General features: G+C 70.5%; 14 protein-coding genes and 1 pseudogene. 5 read left to right on the top strand and 10 right to left on the bottom strand.

What is annotated here, in order from left to right:
* Position 1: 1 nt before the first annotated feature.
* From BN159_RS38160 to BN159_RS38180, 5 genes are all read right to left on the bottom strand, one after another.
* Positions 2-1,162 (bottom strand): nucleotidyl cyclase domain-containing protein, encoded by a 1,161-nt coding sequence (locus BN159_RS38160; protein WP_015662403.1) that lies wholly within the window; start codon positions 1,160-1,162, stop codon positions 2-4.
* Positions 1,162-1,890 carry an HAD family hydrolase gene (locus BN159_RS38165; protein ID WP_015662404.1) on the bottom strand — a complete coding sequence of 243 codons (729 nt, stop codon included), beginning with the start codon at positions 1,888-1,890 and terminating at the stop codon, positions 1,162-1,164. Before BN159_RS38165 ends, BN159_RS38160 begins: the two co-directional genes overlap by 1 nt.
* A complete protein-coding gene (locus BN159_RS38170) occupies positions 1,887-3,080 on the bottom strand; it encodes an enolase C-terminal domain-like protein (protein ID WP_015662405.1) in 1,194 nt (397 codons plus the stop codon). Before BN159_RS38170 ends, BN159_RS38165 begins: the two co-directional genes overlap by 4 nt.
* Positions 3,080-4,144, bottom strand: a complete 1,065-nt coding sequence (locus tag BN159_RS38175) for a hypothetical protein (RefSeq protein WP_015662406.1) — start codon at positions 4,142-4,144, stop codon at positions 3,080-3,082. The genes BN159_RS38170 and BN159_RS38175 overlap by 1 nt, the downstream gene beginning before the upstream one ends.
* An 83-nt stretch (positions 4,145-4,227) precedes the next feature.
* Positions 4,228-4,653 carry an ATP-binding protein gene (locus tag BN159_RS38180; protein WP_015662407.1) on the bottom strand — a complete coding sequence of 142 codons (426 nt, stop codon included), beginning with the start codon at positions 4,651-4,653 and terminating at the stop codon, positions 4,228-4,230.
* A gap of 266 nt (positions 4,654-4,919) precedes the next feature.
* On the opposite strand from BN159_RS38180, the gene BN159_RS44420 reads away from it, so the two are divergent.
* Entirely contained in the window at positions 4,920-6,500 is a 1,581-nt protein-coding gene (locus tag BN159_RS44420; protein ID WP_015662408.1) for an ISL3 family transposase, read from the top strand.
* A gap of 164 nt (positions 6,501-6,664) precedes the next feature.
* Here the strand turns inward: BN159_RS44420 and BN159_RS38190 are convergent, their stop codons facing one another.
* The 4 genes from BN159_RS38190 to BN159_RS43045 form a co-directional block, all read right to left on the bottom strand.
* Positions 6,665-7,906: a helix-turn-helix domain-containing protein gene (locus BN159_RS38190; protein ID WP_015662409.1), complete on the bottom strand. Its 1,242-nt coding sequence runs from the start codon at positions 7,904-7,906 to the stop codon at positions 6,665-6,667.
* An 85-nt stretch (positions 7,907-7,991) separates the two neighbouring features.
* Positions 7,992-9,113, bottom strand: a complete 1,122-nt coding sequence (locus tag BN159_RS38195) for a helix-turn-helix domain-containing protein (protein ID WP_015662410.1) — start codon at positions 9,111-9,113, stop codon at positions 7,992-7,994.
* Positions 9,114-9,467: 354 nt separating this feature from the next.
* Positions 9,468-9,605, bottom strand: a complete 138-nt coding sequence (locus BN159_RS45910; protein WP_015662412.1) for a hypothetical protein — start codon at positions 9,603-9,605, stop codon at positions 9,468-9,470.
* A gap of 951 nt (positions 9,606-10,556) precedes the next feature.
* A complete protein-coding gene (locus tag BN159_RS43045) occupies positions 10,557-10,991 on the bottom strand; it encodes a hypothetical protein (protein WP_015662413.1) in 435 nt (144 codons plus the stop codon).
* An 89-nt stretch (positions 10,992-11,080) separates the two neighbouring features.
* Between BN159_RS43045 and BN159_RS38205 the strand changes: the two are divergent.
* From BN159_RS38205 to BN159_RS38220, 4 genes and pseudogenes are all read left to right on the top strand, one after another.
* Positions 11,081-11,452: pseudogene (locus tag BN159_RS38205) on the top strand (DUF317 domain-containing protein).
* A gap of 107 nt (positions 11,453-11,559) precedes the next feature.
* Positions 11,560-11,841 carry a hypothetical protein gene (locus tag BN159_RS38210; RefSeq protein WP_041822174.1) on the top strand — a complete coding sequence of 94 codons (282 nt, stop codon included), beginning with the start codon at positions 11,560-11,562 and terminating at the stop codon, positions 11,839-11,841.
* A 78-nt stretch (positions 11,842-11,919) separates the two neighbouring features.
* Positions 11,920-12,606 (top strand): DUF317 domain-containing protein, encoded by a 687-nt coding sequence (locus BN159_RS38215; RefSeq protein ID WP_015662416.1) that lies wholly within the window; start codon positions 11,920-11,922, stop codon positions 12,604-12,606.
* A 230-nt stretch (positions 12,607-12,836) separates the two neighbouring features.
* Entirely contained in the window at positions 12,837-13,856 is a 1,020-nt protein-coding gene (locus BN159_RS38220; protein ID WP_231905672.1) for a restriction endonuclease, read from the top strand.
* A 79-nt stretch (positions 13,857-13,935) separates the two neighbouring features.
* Here BN159_RS38220 and BN159_RS38225 read toward each other — a convergent pair whose 3' ends face one another.
* Complete coding sequence (locus BN159_RS38225; RefSeq protein WP_015662418.1) at positions 13,936-14,616, bottom strand: hypothetical protein; 681 nt, start codon at positions 14,614-14,616, stop codon at positions 13,936-13,938.
* Between the last annotated feature and the right edge of the window lie 49 nt (positions 14,617-14,665).

Raw genomic sequence — 14,665 nt, forward strand, 5'->3', positions numbered from 1 at the left:
GTCAGCTCCGGGTACGGGTGGCGACCGCGTCGATGACGGCGGTGATCCGGGCGGTGCGGATGTCGGCGCTGGCGGATTCGGTGATCAGGTGAAGCATCTGGGCCTGCTCGTGGGCAGGCAGTACCGACCAGTCCAGACCTTCCTTCTCCAGGGCGGCGGCCAGGTCGTCGGGGACGCCACGGGCGGACTTCTCGCGGACGGGCTGGAGGGTGAGCGGGATGCCTGGTCCCTCGATCGTGTCGGTCGCGGCGGTTTCGCGGGGGACGGCGGCCTGGCCGTGCAGGGAGACGGCGACGGCGGTGTGGGCCGTGCCGTCGGGGGAGGTCAACCGCAGCCGTTTGCCGCGCAGCCCGGCCGGTCCGGCGCAGGGCAGAAGCAGCATGCCGGGTGTTCCGGTGCCGGCCGGGCGGGCGAGCACGTGCAGTGTCTCGGCCCCGGTGGGCAGCGGCAGCAGGGTCCGGTGGTCCCGGGCCGCGGTGTGGCCGGTCAGTGGGGGCTGGGTGATGGCGATGATGCCGCCTTCGCCGCCGGTGGCACGGCGGGTGGCCTTGTGCGTGAACAGGCAGCGGTCCACCGCGGCCAGCAGCTGGTCGGTGAAATGGTGCTTCCAGCCGCCGGCGCCGCGGTCGGCCGGGAGGTGCTCGGCAGAGGCGAAGGCCAGCGCGAAGGAGACGCGTACCGGCAACTCGTCGGCGAGCCGGTCCCGCAGTTGAGTAACAGCCCGGTGGAAGCCGGTGGCGTCGTCCAGGGCGGCGGCGATGATGACCTCGTCCCCGCCGAAGGTGGCCGCGCATCCGGCCTCCCAGGGCTGGGTGTGGAACCAGGTGCGGGTGACGGCGCCGAGGCGGGCCATCACCTTGTTCCCGGCCAGGTGTCCGTAGCAGCCGGGGTCGGTGGCGTTGGACTGCTCGACGTGGCCCTTGAGCCCGTCGACGTCGCCGATCGCCAGCCCCACCAGTCCCCCGCCGGTCAGGGCGGACGCCAGCGCGCGGGGGATGTGGCTGTGGAAGTCGGGGAAGGCGACCAGGCCAGTCACCGCGTCCTCGCGGCTGCCGGCACACCAGTCACGCAGCGGCAGTTGCGCGGGGTCAAACAGCGGCACCGAGCTGAGAAGCGGGTCGTAGGCCGGTGCCTTCGGGCAGTGCTTGCCGGTCGGGTCCATCAGCGGGAAGCCTCCGAGGTCGTCGCCGGGGCCGGTGCGGGCCCGGCGGGCAGCAGCAGGGGCAGGGTGGTGAGTGTGTGGAGGCGAACGGCGCGGGCGGAGGTCATCAGCGGGCCGCCCGCCATGCGGCGGTCCAGCCAGGCGGTGTGCCAGCCCGCCGCGGCGGCTCCGGCGACATCCGCCCGAGGCGAGTCCCCGACGTGCAGGAGACGGTCCGGGCCAAGCCCACAGGCGTGTTCGACGGCGGCGAAGGCTTCACGTTCGGGCTTGACCGCGCCCGTCTCGGCCGAATAGATCACCTGATCCAGCAGGGTGCGGAATGCCTGCGGGGGCTCGGCCGGGATGGAGGATCCCAGGCTGTTCGTCAGGGCGAACAGCGCGAAGCCCCGCTCGCGCAGCGCGGTCAGAGCCGGTTGGGCATCCGGGAACAGCTCCGGCTCGGCGGCCCGTTGCCGGGCCCGCTCCAGCACGTGGGTGAGCGGGCCGACCAGGGCAGAGCGGCCGAAGGCGGCGGCCAGGTCGCGGGCGAGGTCCTCGGGGCTGATCCGGCGGCGTTTCGCTCCCTGTTCCATCACCGCGCGGGCCTCTTCCAGCGAGATGCCCAGCAGCTGGGCGACCTGCCCGGTGGTCGGCTCGGACTCGGGACGTACCAGGGTGCCGCCCAGGTCGAAGCAGATGCCATGTACCCCCTCCCAGAGGGTGCGGCGCAACCGCTGCTGGGTGGTCACGAGCCCGTCACCTCCAGCACTGCCGCTTTCTCAGGCAGGGTCGGGGCCTCGGCGAGGCCCGGGACGGTGCGGACGTGCAGCATCCCGTCCTCGACGTGGAGGGGGGTGGAGTAGATCTGCTGCCGCAGCGGCTCCAGGGTCAGGTGCCACTCGATAGCCGGGATCTTGTCGCGGCAGCAGGCGCCGGCCAGGGCGATGGCGGCGGGCAGCCGGTCACCGTGCGGGAAAGTGGCCATGCCCAGGTCCGCGGCGAGTTCGGTGGTGTGCAGTGAGCGGGCCAGCCCGCCCGACCAGCCCGGATCGACCTGCCAGACATCCACCGCCTCGCCGGTCAGCAGCCGGGTCTGCTCGGACTCGTCGACGGCGTGTTCGCCCGCAGCCAGGGGAACTCCGGCTCCGGCCGCCCGCAGCCGGTGCCAGCCGAAGGAGCCGGGTGGCAGGAGTTCCTCGGCGAAGGTGACCTGAAGATCAGCCAGGACGGGCAGCACCTGCATCGCCTCGTCCAGGCGGCAGCGGCCCAGGGCGTCGACCATGAACCGGCCATCGCCCGCCGCTTCCCGTAACCGCCCGAGCATCTTCGCGACCACCCTCGGTCCGGCGAGGATCAGCGGTTTGGGCAGCGGCCACTTCTGCCCCCAGAATCCCGCCGCGGTGATCCAGGCCGCCGCCTCCGGGGCCGACGGGTGAGCCGGGTCGAGGCCGAGTGCCGAGGCGTAGGCGGGGACCTTGGGCCGGATGGTGCCGCCCAGCAGGCCGGTCACGCTCAGCCCGGTGGCACGGGAGGCCAGGTCCCAGCAGGCCAGTTCGACCGCGGAGGCGGCCTGCCGGGCGTGGGCGCCGTTGCGGTGCCGCCCGGTCTTCTTGCGGTAAGCCAGGCGGCGGGGCGCGGCGGCATCGTGCCCGATCAACCCGGCGGCCAGGTCGTCGGCGATGATCTGCGCGACCGTCTCGCCGACCGGGGCATGCCAGCCGGAGACTTGGTCGCCGACCAGCTCGATGGCGAACCGGGTGCGGTGCTCGGCCCAGCCCGGGCCCGCCGGCGGCTCACCTGCCGCGGCGGCAGCCGGCTCGGGCAGTTCGGACGGCAGCCCGGCGGCCTGCGGGGGCAGCTGCCAGGCGCGGACGGCGCGGACCACGGCCTTCGTGGCCACCCCGGCTTGGGCGGGTGCGCGAACCGTGAGGGTCGTCATCAGATCTTCACCCCCGTCAGTTCCTGACCGGCGAAGGTGAAGCACCACGGACTGCGGTAGTTCTGCCACCACTGCGGACGCAAGCCCGTCGGGGCGAAGAGCTCCTCCAGGTGCCGGCGCATGGCCAGGTGCCACTCGATCGTGTCCGAGCCCGGCGTGCGGTAGACGTCCATGAACGCGTTGTGCGCCTGGTAGGTCTGGAACCGGGGGAAGGCGGTGGTGACCGGCACGAAGTCCTTCAGGTGCCCGATCGCGTCCTCGATCGGGTCCAGGCCGACGATGTAGGTGAAGTCGGTGGTGATGCCCCGCTGCTTCGCCCGGCCCAGAGCGGCGGTCATCTCGGCGGGGGTGAGCTTGGCCTTGGACTCCTTGAGGATCTGCCGCCGCTCGGTGAAGCACTCGGCGGTCAGCGTCAGGTGGAACGGGCCCAGGCCGGCGGCGGCGTCCATGCCCTCGTTGCTGCTCAGCACCGAGGACAGGAAGTGCAGGGTGCCGGTGCAGCCGTTGTGGCCCATCGCCGCGCGGACCTCGGCGAGATGGTCCAGCGCGAGGTGCTCGTAGAGGAAGCAGCCGGTGCAGACTGTCACCGTCTCCACCGCCGACAGGTCCTCCATGCCGGAGTTCACCGCGAGAGCGCCGAGGTAGCCGGGCAGGTCCAGGGCCTTGATCTTCGGGTCGGAGGCGTCTTCGAGGGTGTTGGGGCAGAACACGCAACCGGTGCACTGGCTGCGGGCGTTGGAGTTGAGGGTGAGCATCTTCGTGCCGTTGCGCCAGTAGCCCAGCACCGCGTCGTCGTCCTCGATGCCGTCGACCTCGCCGACCTTCTCGCCGTTCAGCCGCAGCTCGTACTCGTCCAGCTCGAACGGGGAGTCCTCACGGCCCAGCGAGAGGATCAGGAACAGCGGGGTGTCGGGGCGGGAGTCCAGCCGCAGCCGGAAGCGCATGCGCGGCTTGGTCAGCGGGGACCGGGCGCCGGAGGCGTTCAGCGCGATCAGCAGCACGTCCTCCGGGTTGACGTTCCACTCGCGGGCCACCTGGTCAAGGTGGCGGACCGATTCGAGCATCAACTGTCCTCTTTCTCGTGGTGGGAGGTGCAGGTCGTCGACGGCGCTGTAGCCGCCGACTGATGCGGGTGCCGTGGGATGGATCAGGCCGCAACGGGAGCCAGGGGAAGACGGATGACGATCCGCTTGCCGCCCGTGGCGGTCTCCGGGAGGACCTCGGCTCTTCCGTGGACTTCCCTCACCAGGGCGTCGACCAGGAACAGGCCGCGGCCACCGAGGCCGTGGGCAGCGGGCAGCGGCTTCGGCCTGAACGGGTGGGCATCCGCGACCACCAGCACCAGCGCAGCCTGCTCCTCGACAGCCAGGGTGACCGCAGCGGTGGCCGAAAGCACAGCCGCGTGTTGCACCACGTTCGTCACCAGCTCGCTGACGATCAGGCAGGCAGTGCCCACGACCTCCTCGGACAGACCCCAGCCGGCAAGGACCTTGGCTGTCTCACGGCGGGCCAGCGGCACGTACTCGGCCTCGGAGATCACCTGGAAGTCGTGGCGCATCACGGTGCTGGACATCGCGGGACTCACCCTCTCTCCGAGCGGCAGCCGCCCGGACCGTGACCGAAGGTAAGAGCCTCAGCACACAGAGGTGTTCACGACGGTGAACCCACGAACCCGAGCCCCGACTCGGGGTTGGACGGCGGGGAACGCCGGCTCGGGTGCGGGAGTTGCGTACAGACCAACGTGGCCCTGGCAAGATTTTCGTGAAGCGGGGGTGTGCCCCCGTGCGCCGGTGACACTCCGTCACTCATGGCGGCAGTGTCGGTAAGTGTGATGACCTCGTGCGGATTGTGTCCCCGCAGCTGGATGTGGTGCGGGTGGAACGGGTGTGGTCGGCGGGCGGCGTGGTCCAGATCGCGGCCCGTACCCGCGAGTTACCGGTCGGCTGCCCGGACTGCGCGGGAGTCTCCGCGCGGGTGCACAGTCGCTATGTCCGCACGCTGGCCGACCTCGCCGTCGGTGGCCGCCCGGTGTTGATCAGGCTGTCGGTGCGGCGGCTGTTCTGTGACAACTCCCGCTGCGGCCGTCGGACGTTCGCCGAGCAGGTCGACGAGCTGACGGTGCGCTACCAGCGTCGCACTCCGCTCCTGCAGCATCTGGTGGAGATGGCCGCGGTGCTGCTCGCCGGCCGCGGCGGTGCCCGGCTCCTGCAGATCGTGAACGCGCCGCTGTCGCGCACCAGCGTGCTGTTCCACCTGATGCGTATGCCGTTGCCGCCGGCAGCCACGCCCCGTGTGCTGGGCGTGGACGACTTCGCGCTGTACGCCGACGTCTACGGCACTCTGCTCGTCGATGCCGACACCCGGCTCCCGCTCACGCTCTGGGCCGGACGGGACAGTGCGCAGCTGGCCGCCTGGCTGCGGGAACATCCCGGTGTTGAGATCGTCTGCCGCGACGGCTCGCTCCAGTACCGGCAGGGCATCAACGACGGCGCGCCTGATGCGACCCAGGTCAGCGACCGCTTCCACCTGTGGCAAGGACTCTCCAAGCGGGTCGCGGACATCGCTGCCGCGCACCGCGGCTGCCTGCCGGCCGCAGCACCCGAACCCGAACCGCCGGCACCGGCGCTGCCGGCTTCCGATGTGCTCGACACGCCGGCCCGCCGCCACGCGAAGCAACTGTTCGAGGCGGTGCACGCGGTGACCGACAGCGGGCGCTCGCTCAATGCGGCAGCCCGTGAACTGCACCTGGACTGGCGCACGGTACGCAAGTACGCCCGGGCCGCCACCTGGCAGGACTGCGTCCGCCGGCCGCGGCCGCATCAGCCCACCGCGCTGGATCCCTACCTTGACTACCTGCAACAACGCTGGGCAGAGGGCGAACACACTGCGAAGGTGCTGCACCAGGAACTGCTCGCCAAGGGCTACCGGGGCCACTATCAGCGGGTCAAGACGGCCGTCGCGCCCCTGCGCCGCGGCCTGCCGATCGACACGCCACGCGAGCGGCCGCCCTCGCCCCGGACCGTCGCCCGCTGGATCACCACCGCACCGCCCAGGCGCGGCCTGCACACCATCGAACGGCTGGACCGGCTGCTCGCGCACTGCCCGGAGTTGAACACGGCCCATACCCTGGTCCGTGACTTCGCCGCCATGCTCGACACCCAAGACGCCGCGCCGCTGTCCAACTGGCTGGACGGGCTCACCACCTCGCGCCTTGCCCCCATGGCCAGTCTGGCCAAGGCCATCCGCGAGGACCTACCGGCGGTCGAGCAGGGCATCACCACCCCGTTCAACTCCGGCGTCAACGAAGGCCGGATCACGGACCTGAAGCTCCAAAAGAGGATCATGGCGGGCCGTGCCGGAGTTCCGCTGCTTCGCCACCGCATCGTCCTCATGGCCCACCTCCGACGCCGCTTCCCGTGACGGAGTGTCACCGGCGCACGGGGGCACACCCCCGCTTCACGAAAATCTTGCCAGGGCCACCAACGTGCTCCACCGCGTACGGTGCCCGTGCAGAAGTCACGTGCCGACCGTCCCCAGCCGCGTACGGACTTATGTGCTCAGCCGGATCAGGTAGACGCCGCCGGTCAGAGAGGCAGGCCGATGCGGTGGGCCAGGCCCCGCAGGTCCCGCGCTGCGTGGGCGGGCAGCTGCCGGTCGGTGAGGAACTCGATGGTGTTCCTCACCGGTGCGTTGGCGTGGATGCGCTGCGGTGCGATCTCCTCGGCGGTCAGCAGGGCCGCGACCGCCTGGGCCTCCCGGCCTCGCAGATGGGCCAGCGACCGGCCCAGGTCGGCGTGGAAGGCGGCCTGCCGTCCCGGAGCCTCCGCCAGCGTCTCGGGATGGACACCGTCCCCGGCGGCGACAGCCGCTCCGTGCCGACCGAGGTCGGTGTTCAGGCTCACCTTGTGGATGCCGACGTTGGTGGGGCCGAAGTTCAGGTGCCATGCCCGCGTCTCGCCAGTTCGGCCAGCCAGCTTGGCGGCCTCCGCCAGATGGCCGCGGACCTCCTCGGCGCGGGTGTTCCCGGGCCGCTGCCGGTCCTGGGTCAGCGAGGTGGCGGAGATCAGGTGGAGTTCACCGAGCAGCGCATGGGCATCAGGGCTCGTCAGGTGCGCTTCGAGGGTATTGGCGGCGGCGGTGGCCTGCGCCAGGGCTTGAGTGGGACTGCCGGCCGCCATCAGCACATGGGTGTGGAAGAAGCCGGATAGGGCGGAGTAGACCGGATCGTCCAACTCTGCGATCGCCTCGGCGGCACGGGTCACCGCGATGAACGCCAAGTCGGTGTAGCCGAGGTTCTTCAGCAGCATGGTGCAGGCCGGATGGTAGGCGTCCGCCAGTAGCTTCAGCAGCTCGCGGCGAGCGGCGCCGTCGGCGGCCTCGGCGGCGGCGTGCAGGTCTGCCAGCAGCGTCGGAAGGCCTGCGGCGAGTATGCCGTATTCGGCCCCGTGATAGAGCCGGTTGGCCTTCGCCACCCGTTCAGTCAGCACCACCGCCGGAACCTGAGGCGGGCGGCGGTCCGGCGGGGCGGCCATGGCCAGGCCCATCAGCGTCATCCGCAGAGCGGGGACCGCCTCGTGAGCCGCGCTGGTGTGCGGGTCCACTGAGGCGAAGGGCTTCCCCGTCAGTTCAGACGGGGCGATCTGCAGGGCCTCGGCGAAAGAGGTGATGTGGCTGGAGCGGTCCAGCAACCGCCGACCGTTCTCCACCATCGACAGGTAGCCGACCGACACCCCGGCCAGGCCCGCGAGGTTGCGCAGGCTCATCCCGCGCTGGCGGCGGGCCGACCGCAGACGCTCGCCGATCCGATTCGCCTGCTCTTCGTTCATCGCCCCCGCCTCAACTCCCGTGCCTCAGCCGTAGCGTAGGGCGAGCCTGCCGCCCCCAGGGGTCTTTCCCGCCAGACGGGCGGCATCACCGCAGCCCTGCCCGCCCGGCCAGATCCCGCACCGCCGCGGCCTGAACGGTGGTGCGGTCGGTGAGCGCGGCGACCAGGTCCCGGGCGAAGGGATCCAGCCGCAACCTCAGCGGTGCCGCCGCATCGGCCTCGACGAGCCGGGCGGCAGCCTCATCGGCACGGCCATGGCGGGCCTCGGCCGCCGCGGCGACCACCAGCAGACTGGAGCGATGGGCGCCGTCGAGTGCCGCATGATCCGCCGCGCGTACGTGGTCGGCGGCCTCCGCCGCGTCGCCCACCTCGGCCGCGACGGCGGCGCGGGCCGCGATGACCAGAGCCGCCTCCCGTGGGCCATCGGCCCGTTCGGCGGCCGTGGCAAGAAGCTGCTCAGCCTCCGGGCGGCGTCCGGCCATCGCCTGGGCGACGGCGGCCAGCGTTGGCAGCTCCCAGTCCGCGCCGGCCTCCTCGGCGCGGTCGGCGCGGGCCAGCGCGTACTCCGGCAGGCCGAGGTCGATCAGCAGCCGCACCTCCTCGACCAGTACCGGCAGCGGTTCGCGCGTGCCGGGACGGGCCCGGTGCAGCAGCATCCACGCCAGGTCCTTGTAACCCAGGCGCCGTAGCAGCCCGGCGGCGAGCACATGTGCGTCCACGCGCAGCCGCACCGCCTCTTCGCACCCGGGCCCCGCAGCGGCGGCTAGCGCGCGGTCGGCCGCCTCGATCAACTCCGGTAGCTCGAGCGCGAGATGGTGCTCATCGCCCGCGGCATCCGCCCGCGCGGCGCCCCGGGTCCGTTCCGCCAGTTCCTCCAGCAGCACGCCGGGGGCCGCATCCGCTTGTCGGCGGACCAGTCGGCGCCGCAGGTGGAAGGCGACCGCCCGCACCGCGGCGTGCTCCTCCCCACGTGGCGGGTAGGGCTGCCCGGTCAGGTCCGCGACATCCAGCCGCAAGGCGGCGGCCAGCGCCGCCAGCCGGCCGCGGCGGTCCACCCACTCCCGGCCCGTCTCCAGCCCAGCGAGGTAATCGATCTCCAGGCCGGTGCGGAAGGCAAGGTCATCCCGGGTCAGTTCCCGGCGGCGGCGCCAAGCGGCCAGGCGGGCCCCAATCGGGCCTCCGGCGGCCGTCTCGTCCAGCTCACGCATCACCAGATTGCTCGCATACCCACTCGCCCGGACCGTCTGCTCTGCCAGGACAAAGGTCCACGCATCTCGTTCAGGGGAGGGTCGAGTCCCCTGTGGCAGGACGCATATGCCTGGCGCGCGACACATTAGTCACACCGCTGAAGGCCGCGCGAACTGGCAGGTGATGCGCCCGGGCAGAGTGAAGGTGGGCTCGGGGGGCGGCAGGACCGCAACGTTGTCCCCCGGCTGTCGCAGCCGTTCGTCCTCCCGTATCGACCCGCCCCGCGTCGCGGCCCGAACCGCCACCCCGCGCGTCATCGACGGCCGTGGCACCCTGAACTTCCTGGCGTGACACCGGATAGACCGTTCGCGCCCTCAGAACAACACCGTGCACTGGCTGCCCCCGGTGCCCGAGGCCGAGCACAGTGCAGCCGGGTGACCACCCATCCGCTTGCCGGTGACTTCACCCGCACGCTCGATGGTCCCGGCCAGCATCCCGTCCTCGCCCGCCATCAGGGCGCCAACTCCCGGGCCGCCGCGATCCGCGACGGGACCTGCGCGGTCAGGATGACGGAGAACTCTGCGAGAACCGTACGGTAGTCCAAAGACAACAAGGGCGAGTGCGAGCTCTGGACGCGCCTGTCCGGTTCTCCAGCGATGGCATGGGTCCGGTTTCCACAGAGGCGCCCTGAAGTGGATGGGCCCGGCGGGGGAGCCGACCCACTTCTCCACTTGGCCGACTCTTCACCGAGGATCCTGCCAGCGCTGCCGCACCCAGCTCACCTCCGTCGCGGACGGCTCGGACATGGCGCCCTGGATTGCCTCAGTTTCCAGGTGATCCCTCCGACCTGCATCTGCGTATCTACTACGACGACGAACTCTGTGACACCCCGCAGGCCGACACGCTGGAGTGATGGAGTGTGTCCGTCCAATATCCACTGTCGGCGTGTGCACGACGGAGGCCAGGGCTCGGCAGCCACGAGCAGCTGCGTCACCGTGGAGTGCCCCGCGTGCACGGTCGAGGACGCCACCGTGGGGTCGATGACGTTCTACCGGGTGCACCTCGATGGCGCCCGGAATGCGTTCCGCGCGATGGAAGAGGAACCCGAGGAGCTGTGTGAAACCGTCCAGGTGCTCCTCGATCCCGAGACGGACTTCTTCACCAGCGCGGTCAGCGAGCTGCTGGAGTACATCGGCTCCGCGCTGCTCGTCATGGACCGGGTGACGCTGGATCTCCCGTGGCGCGGGCAAGGACTGGCGGCCGTACTGGGCTGCGAGGTGATCCACCGGCTCATGGCTGGCTGCCGGGCCATCGCCTGTTCGCCCGGTGGCAGCGACCTCAGCAGCCAGCGGCTGACGGATCGGTCGGAGTGGGACCGTGTCAACGCCAAGATTGCCCAGGGCTGGCAGAGTGCGCTTCGGGGGCGGCTCGCGGAACTCGGTGCGTCTTGGCGGCCCGGGACATCACGAGGGGGGCCGCCGCTGCGCGAGATGGGCGTTCCAAGGAAGTCGCCAGCCACGGCGGTGGCGCGGTGCCTCGTCCGGATCTGGCGTCGCCTTCGGCGGCGGAGCGATCCTGTCCGGCTCCAGGCCGATCTTGTCCGGGTGGACGCAGGCCGGCACTGTCTCGTCGTGGGTATAGCGGTGCCCGTTCTCCGGATGGAACGGGCACTCCCAGGACGGCCGGTTGTAGACCACGAACTGCGCGTGGGGGTACGGGGTGGCTGGGCAGATCCCGCAGACGGGACGCTTCGGGTCCTCGCAGCCCGGATCGATGTACGGCGGTCCGGCGGGTTCTGGGATCTCCATAGCAGCCAGAGAGTAGCGGGCCCATCTCGCCGAGTAGCGCACGGCGAAGTCGGCGAGCGGGAAGGACCGCAGTTCGCCGGTGGCAGACAAAGAAGACCGCCCAAAGGACTGGTGGACGCTGCAACAGCATGTCAACCTGAACGACCTTCCGGAAAACCCCAGGTCAGAGAGGTGATGCTGTGGCATTGGATGCGGCGCAACCCGGATTCGCCACCACGGTCGCCGCCTTGCGGCTCCGCTCCTGGAAGCTCGGTGCCGGCCAGGCGATGGACGTCATCGACCAGTTCTCGCAGGCCGATTTCACCCACATCGTCGACGACCGCGCCGACGTACACATCAGCTCGCGCGACGGCCGCTTCTACCTCGGCTACTTCCCGAATGGCCGGCCCGGCGGTGCTGACGAGGACTGGGTGACGGGCGAGGGCTGAGGCATCGCGGTGACCGGCACGGCGAACGTCCCCGGCTACCGGATCGCCTTCTCGACGGAAACGCCAGCGGAGATCGTCGCCGATGCCGTGGCCCGGATCCTTTCCACGTCCCGCCCTCTGTGACGGGCACGTTCGCCCGCCCTATATATGCGCGCCGCGTACCCTGCCCCTGCTCGCGCGGATTCGTCCGCTACCGCTAGGAGAACGCTTTGGACCCGCACTCGCCCGAGATGACCGTCGGCGACATCATCGACCTGCTGTCCGCCTTCGACCGTGACACCCCCGTCCGCCTCGCCATCAACCCCTTCTGGCCCATGGCCCACCGTCTGGGCGGAGTGGAGAAGTCGGTGGACGAGGACGGTCGGCCGGTGGTCTACATCGCCGAGTCGCCGGAGGCCGAGCAGTTCGGCCCCCTGCCGCCCGCCGTGGCCGTCGCACTGACCTGGCAGGGTCCGGTCGATGTACCCCCGCGCCGGCGACGCGGCGCGACCAGGCCGAACGACGGCCACTGACCCATCCCCGAACTGACGGAGGCGCCCCTGCACCCGCAACACCCCATCGATCCTTCCCGTCCCGCTTCGCCCGACCCGATGTACTGGGTCACCCCGCGCCACCTCGCTGGTGACGACGCCGTCCTCGCCGAGCGGATCGGCGCCACCCTGACCGACCTTGGCTGGCGCATGTGGCCGACGTCCCGCAATTCCCTGCTCTATGTGAGCCCCGACGGCCTGCGCGGCGCCGAGTGGATTCTTGCCGCCTATCCGTTCGAATTGGGCGGCCTCCCGGTGGCCTGGCAGATGTCGGCCCGCCCGTACCCTGCCTCGGCCCTGACCGAGTGGAACGCCTACTTCACCGCTGGCGTACCGCACGAGGCGCTCACCGACTTCCTGCTCGCGCTCGACGCCAGCGAGACCCCCTACGTCGGGCTCGAGAACGCCGAGGCGGTACTGACCGAGCTCGGCGCCCGGGGCTGGCTGCGGGACATGGACCGCCCGCATACGACCGCCACCGACCCGGGCTTCTCCACGAACGTCTCGCTGGAGGTGCTGCCGCCGCTCATCCACGATGCCGACCCCCGCGATGACCTTCTGGGGTGGCAGGCGTGGGCGGAGCCCGTGCTCGGGGCGCCGTACTTGTGGTGTGCGAGTTTCAGCGCGAGCGCACCGCACGAGCTGGTAGCAGCCTTCGCCTCCTCGCTCGCCGCACCCGGCCCGGTGCCGCGTCGCACGCTGCCCGTGGGCGCGGAGGACCGTCTCACCGTCGTCCGTCGTGGCTGACGGCTGCGAGTAGCCGCTGACCGAGGTGGGTGATCGACGGGGGGTGCCCCTTCTCCCAGGCCCGGTGGTTCCGCGCTCTTTACTGGAGCGGAACCACCGGGCCTTTGCCGTACCGGCATCCGAGCACGGGACGGCACCCTGGAACCAAGATCAAGGCCGTACGTAGGATCGCCTGCGTGGCTGTCAAAGTGATCGGCAAAGGACCCTTGCGCGGCTACCTCCTGGAGGAGGTGCTGGCCTGGCTGTTGCGCTCCAGCGGCTTCGAGGTCCTCACGGCCGACGACGACCAGGACAAAGAGCCGTGGAAGGTCCTGAAGGAGGACAAGAACGGTCTGCTGGTTCGCGGACGCGGGGCCTGGCACCAGGTCGACGCGCTCGGACAGTTCCGGTACGTCCCGCCGTTCTCCCTGCCGGTCCGCTTGTTCGTCGAGGCAAAGTACCTGACCACAGCCCCTGTCGGTCTGCCCACCGTCCGCAACGGGCACGGTGTGATCCACGACGTAAACGAGGGCGAGACCACCACACTCTCTGCTCCGGGAACGGGCCGGCCTCGGACGCGATACCGCTACAGCTACGCGATCTTCTCCACGTCCGGCTTCAGCCCGGAGGCGCAGGACTACGCGCTTGCTCACCAGATATCCCTGATCGATCTCTCCGCACCGGACTTCGACGTGCTGCGGAATCTCGTCAAGCACACGGCCGACACGATCCACGCCGTGCTTGAAGCGACTCCGGCGGCCGAGCGACCGAAGGTGCGCGAGATACGGACGTACCTTCGTGGCCCGCTGCTGGAAATGGACCCGGGGGACGTGGAACTGCCCGATGCGATTCGCGGCCCCCTCGATTACCTCGCGCAGGCCCTGTACAGCCGGTCACAGTTGGGCCTTGTTCTGGCCTTTCCTGCCGCGCCGTTCGTCCTGGGCCTGGCCTCGGACGACCTTTACGGCTTCGTGGAATACGCTCGCGCGCACCCCACGCATACGGTGCGCCTGCGACGCATCAACCAGGCAGCGTCACACCCTGTTTGGGAACTGCGCTCCGCGGAACACCCCGACGCCTATGCGTTGCGGTTCGGCCTGCCCGAGCGGGTGGAGAAGTGGATCGTCGCGCAGGACGAAGGAATGCCCTCCCGCACCCGGTACGTCAAGCGCAGCATGCTGTCGACCATGACCCTGTACTGGATGCACGGGGAGCACGCGCAGACCTTCCAACTCCGCTACGAGCCACGCGAACTCCGTCTCGACGGCTGATCTCCGCCTACGACAAAACCCCGGTGTCCGGGCCTGTCGGGTGGACAGGACCGGACACCAGGGTAGGTGGAGGAGCGGATCAGCGTGCGGTGCGTGCCTTGGCGAGTGCCTTGTCCAGGTGAGTGTCCACGAGGCCCGGCGAGCCGGAGACGACGACCAGGATGTTGCCGGTGCGGATCGCCGTCTGCTTGACGACGCTGCGCTGCCCGCCGGCGGAGAAGGTGAGCAGCTGGCTCCACTGCTCGTCGCCGAGGTCCGGCGCGGTCGACTTCTCGGTGCCCATGTCGATGACCGTGCTCCCGGAAGCCACCTGGTACGAGGGGCAGGACAGCATCGCATCGAAGACCTTCGAGATGCCCTTGGACAGTTTCGCGGCGCTGTCGCTGTACAGCTCCTCGCTCACCTCGGAGCTGGCGGTGTAGGCGAAGGACACCTTCGCCTTGTGGGCGAAGTCGAGACCGGAGCCGGTGGCCGTGTCGCCGCCGAGCTTCTCCAGCCCCGGGCAGCCCATCACGGTCACGTCGTCGTTGTGGCGAGGGGCCTCGGGCTTGCGGGTGTAGCCCTCACCCAGGTCGCTCTCGTTCAGCAGCCGCTGGTTCAGCTGAGTTGACGACAGCGGCACGGATGCCGAGGGCGTGCTACCGCCCCGGTGCGCGGGGGCGGAGGAGCCGGCGGACTCGGCATGGCTGGCGCAGCCGGTCAGGGCGAGGACGGCGCAGGCGGCACTGAGGCCGAGGAGGGTCGTGGTGGAACGGCGCATACGGAAACCCCTTTGGTGATGCGAGATGGATGGTCTGACCGGATCGGCC

Origin of the sequence: Streptomyces davaonensis JCM 4913, from assembly GCF_000349325.1 — a bacterium.
Lineage (GTDB): Bacteria > Actinomycetota > Actinomycetes > Streptomycetales > Streptomycetaceae > Streptomyces > Streptomyces davaonensis.

Coding starts and splice junctions, on each gene's coding strand:
- BN159_RS38160 (WP_015662403.1), bottom strand. CDS start 1,162: ATGGACCCGACCGGCAAGCACTGCCCGAAGGCACCGGCCTACGACCCG.
- BN159_RS38170 (WP_015662405.1), bottom strand. CDS start 3,080: ATGACGACCCTCACGGTTCGCGCACCCGCCCAAGCCGGGGTGGCCACG.
- BN159_RS38175 (WP_015662406.1), bottom strand. CDS start 4,144: ATGCTCGAATCGGTCCGCCACCTTGACCAGGTGGCCCGCGAGTGGAAC.
- BN159_RS38180 (WP_015662407.1), bottom strand. CDS start 4,653: ATGTCCAGCACCGTGATGCGCCACGACTTCCAGGTGATCTCCGAGGCC.
- BN159_RS38190 (WP_015662409.1), bottom strand. CDS start 7,906: ATGAACGAAGAGCAGGCGAATCGGATCGGCGAGCGTCTGCGGTCGGCC.
- BN159_RS38195 (WP_015662410.1), bottom strand. CDS start 9,113: ATGCGTGAGCTGGACGAGACGGCCGCCGGAGGCCCGATTGGGGCCCGC.
- BN159_RS45910 (WP_015662412.1), bottom strand. CDS start 9,605: ATGGCGGGCGAGGACGGGATGCTGGCCGGGACCATCGAGCGTGCGGGT.
- BN159_RS38210 (WP_041822174.1), top strand. CDS start 11,560: ATGACCGTCGGCGACATCATCGACCTGCTGTCCGCCTTCGACCGTGAC.
- BN159_RS38215 (WP_015662416.1), top strand. CDS start 11,920: ATGTACTGGGTCACCCCGCGCCACCTCGCTGGTGACGACGCCGTCCTC.
- BN159_RS38225 (WP_015662418.1), bottom strand. CDS start 14,616: ATGCGCCGTTCCACCACGACCCTCCTCGGCCTCAGTGCCGCCTGCGCC.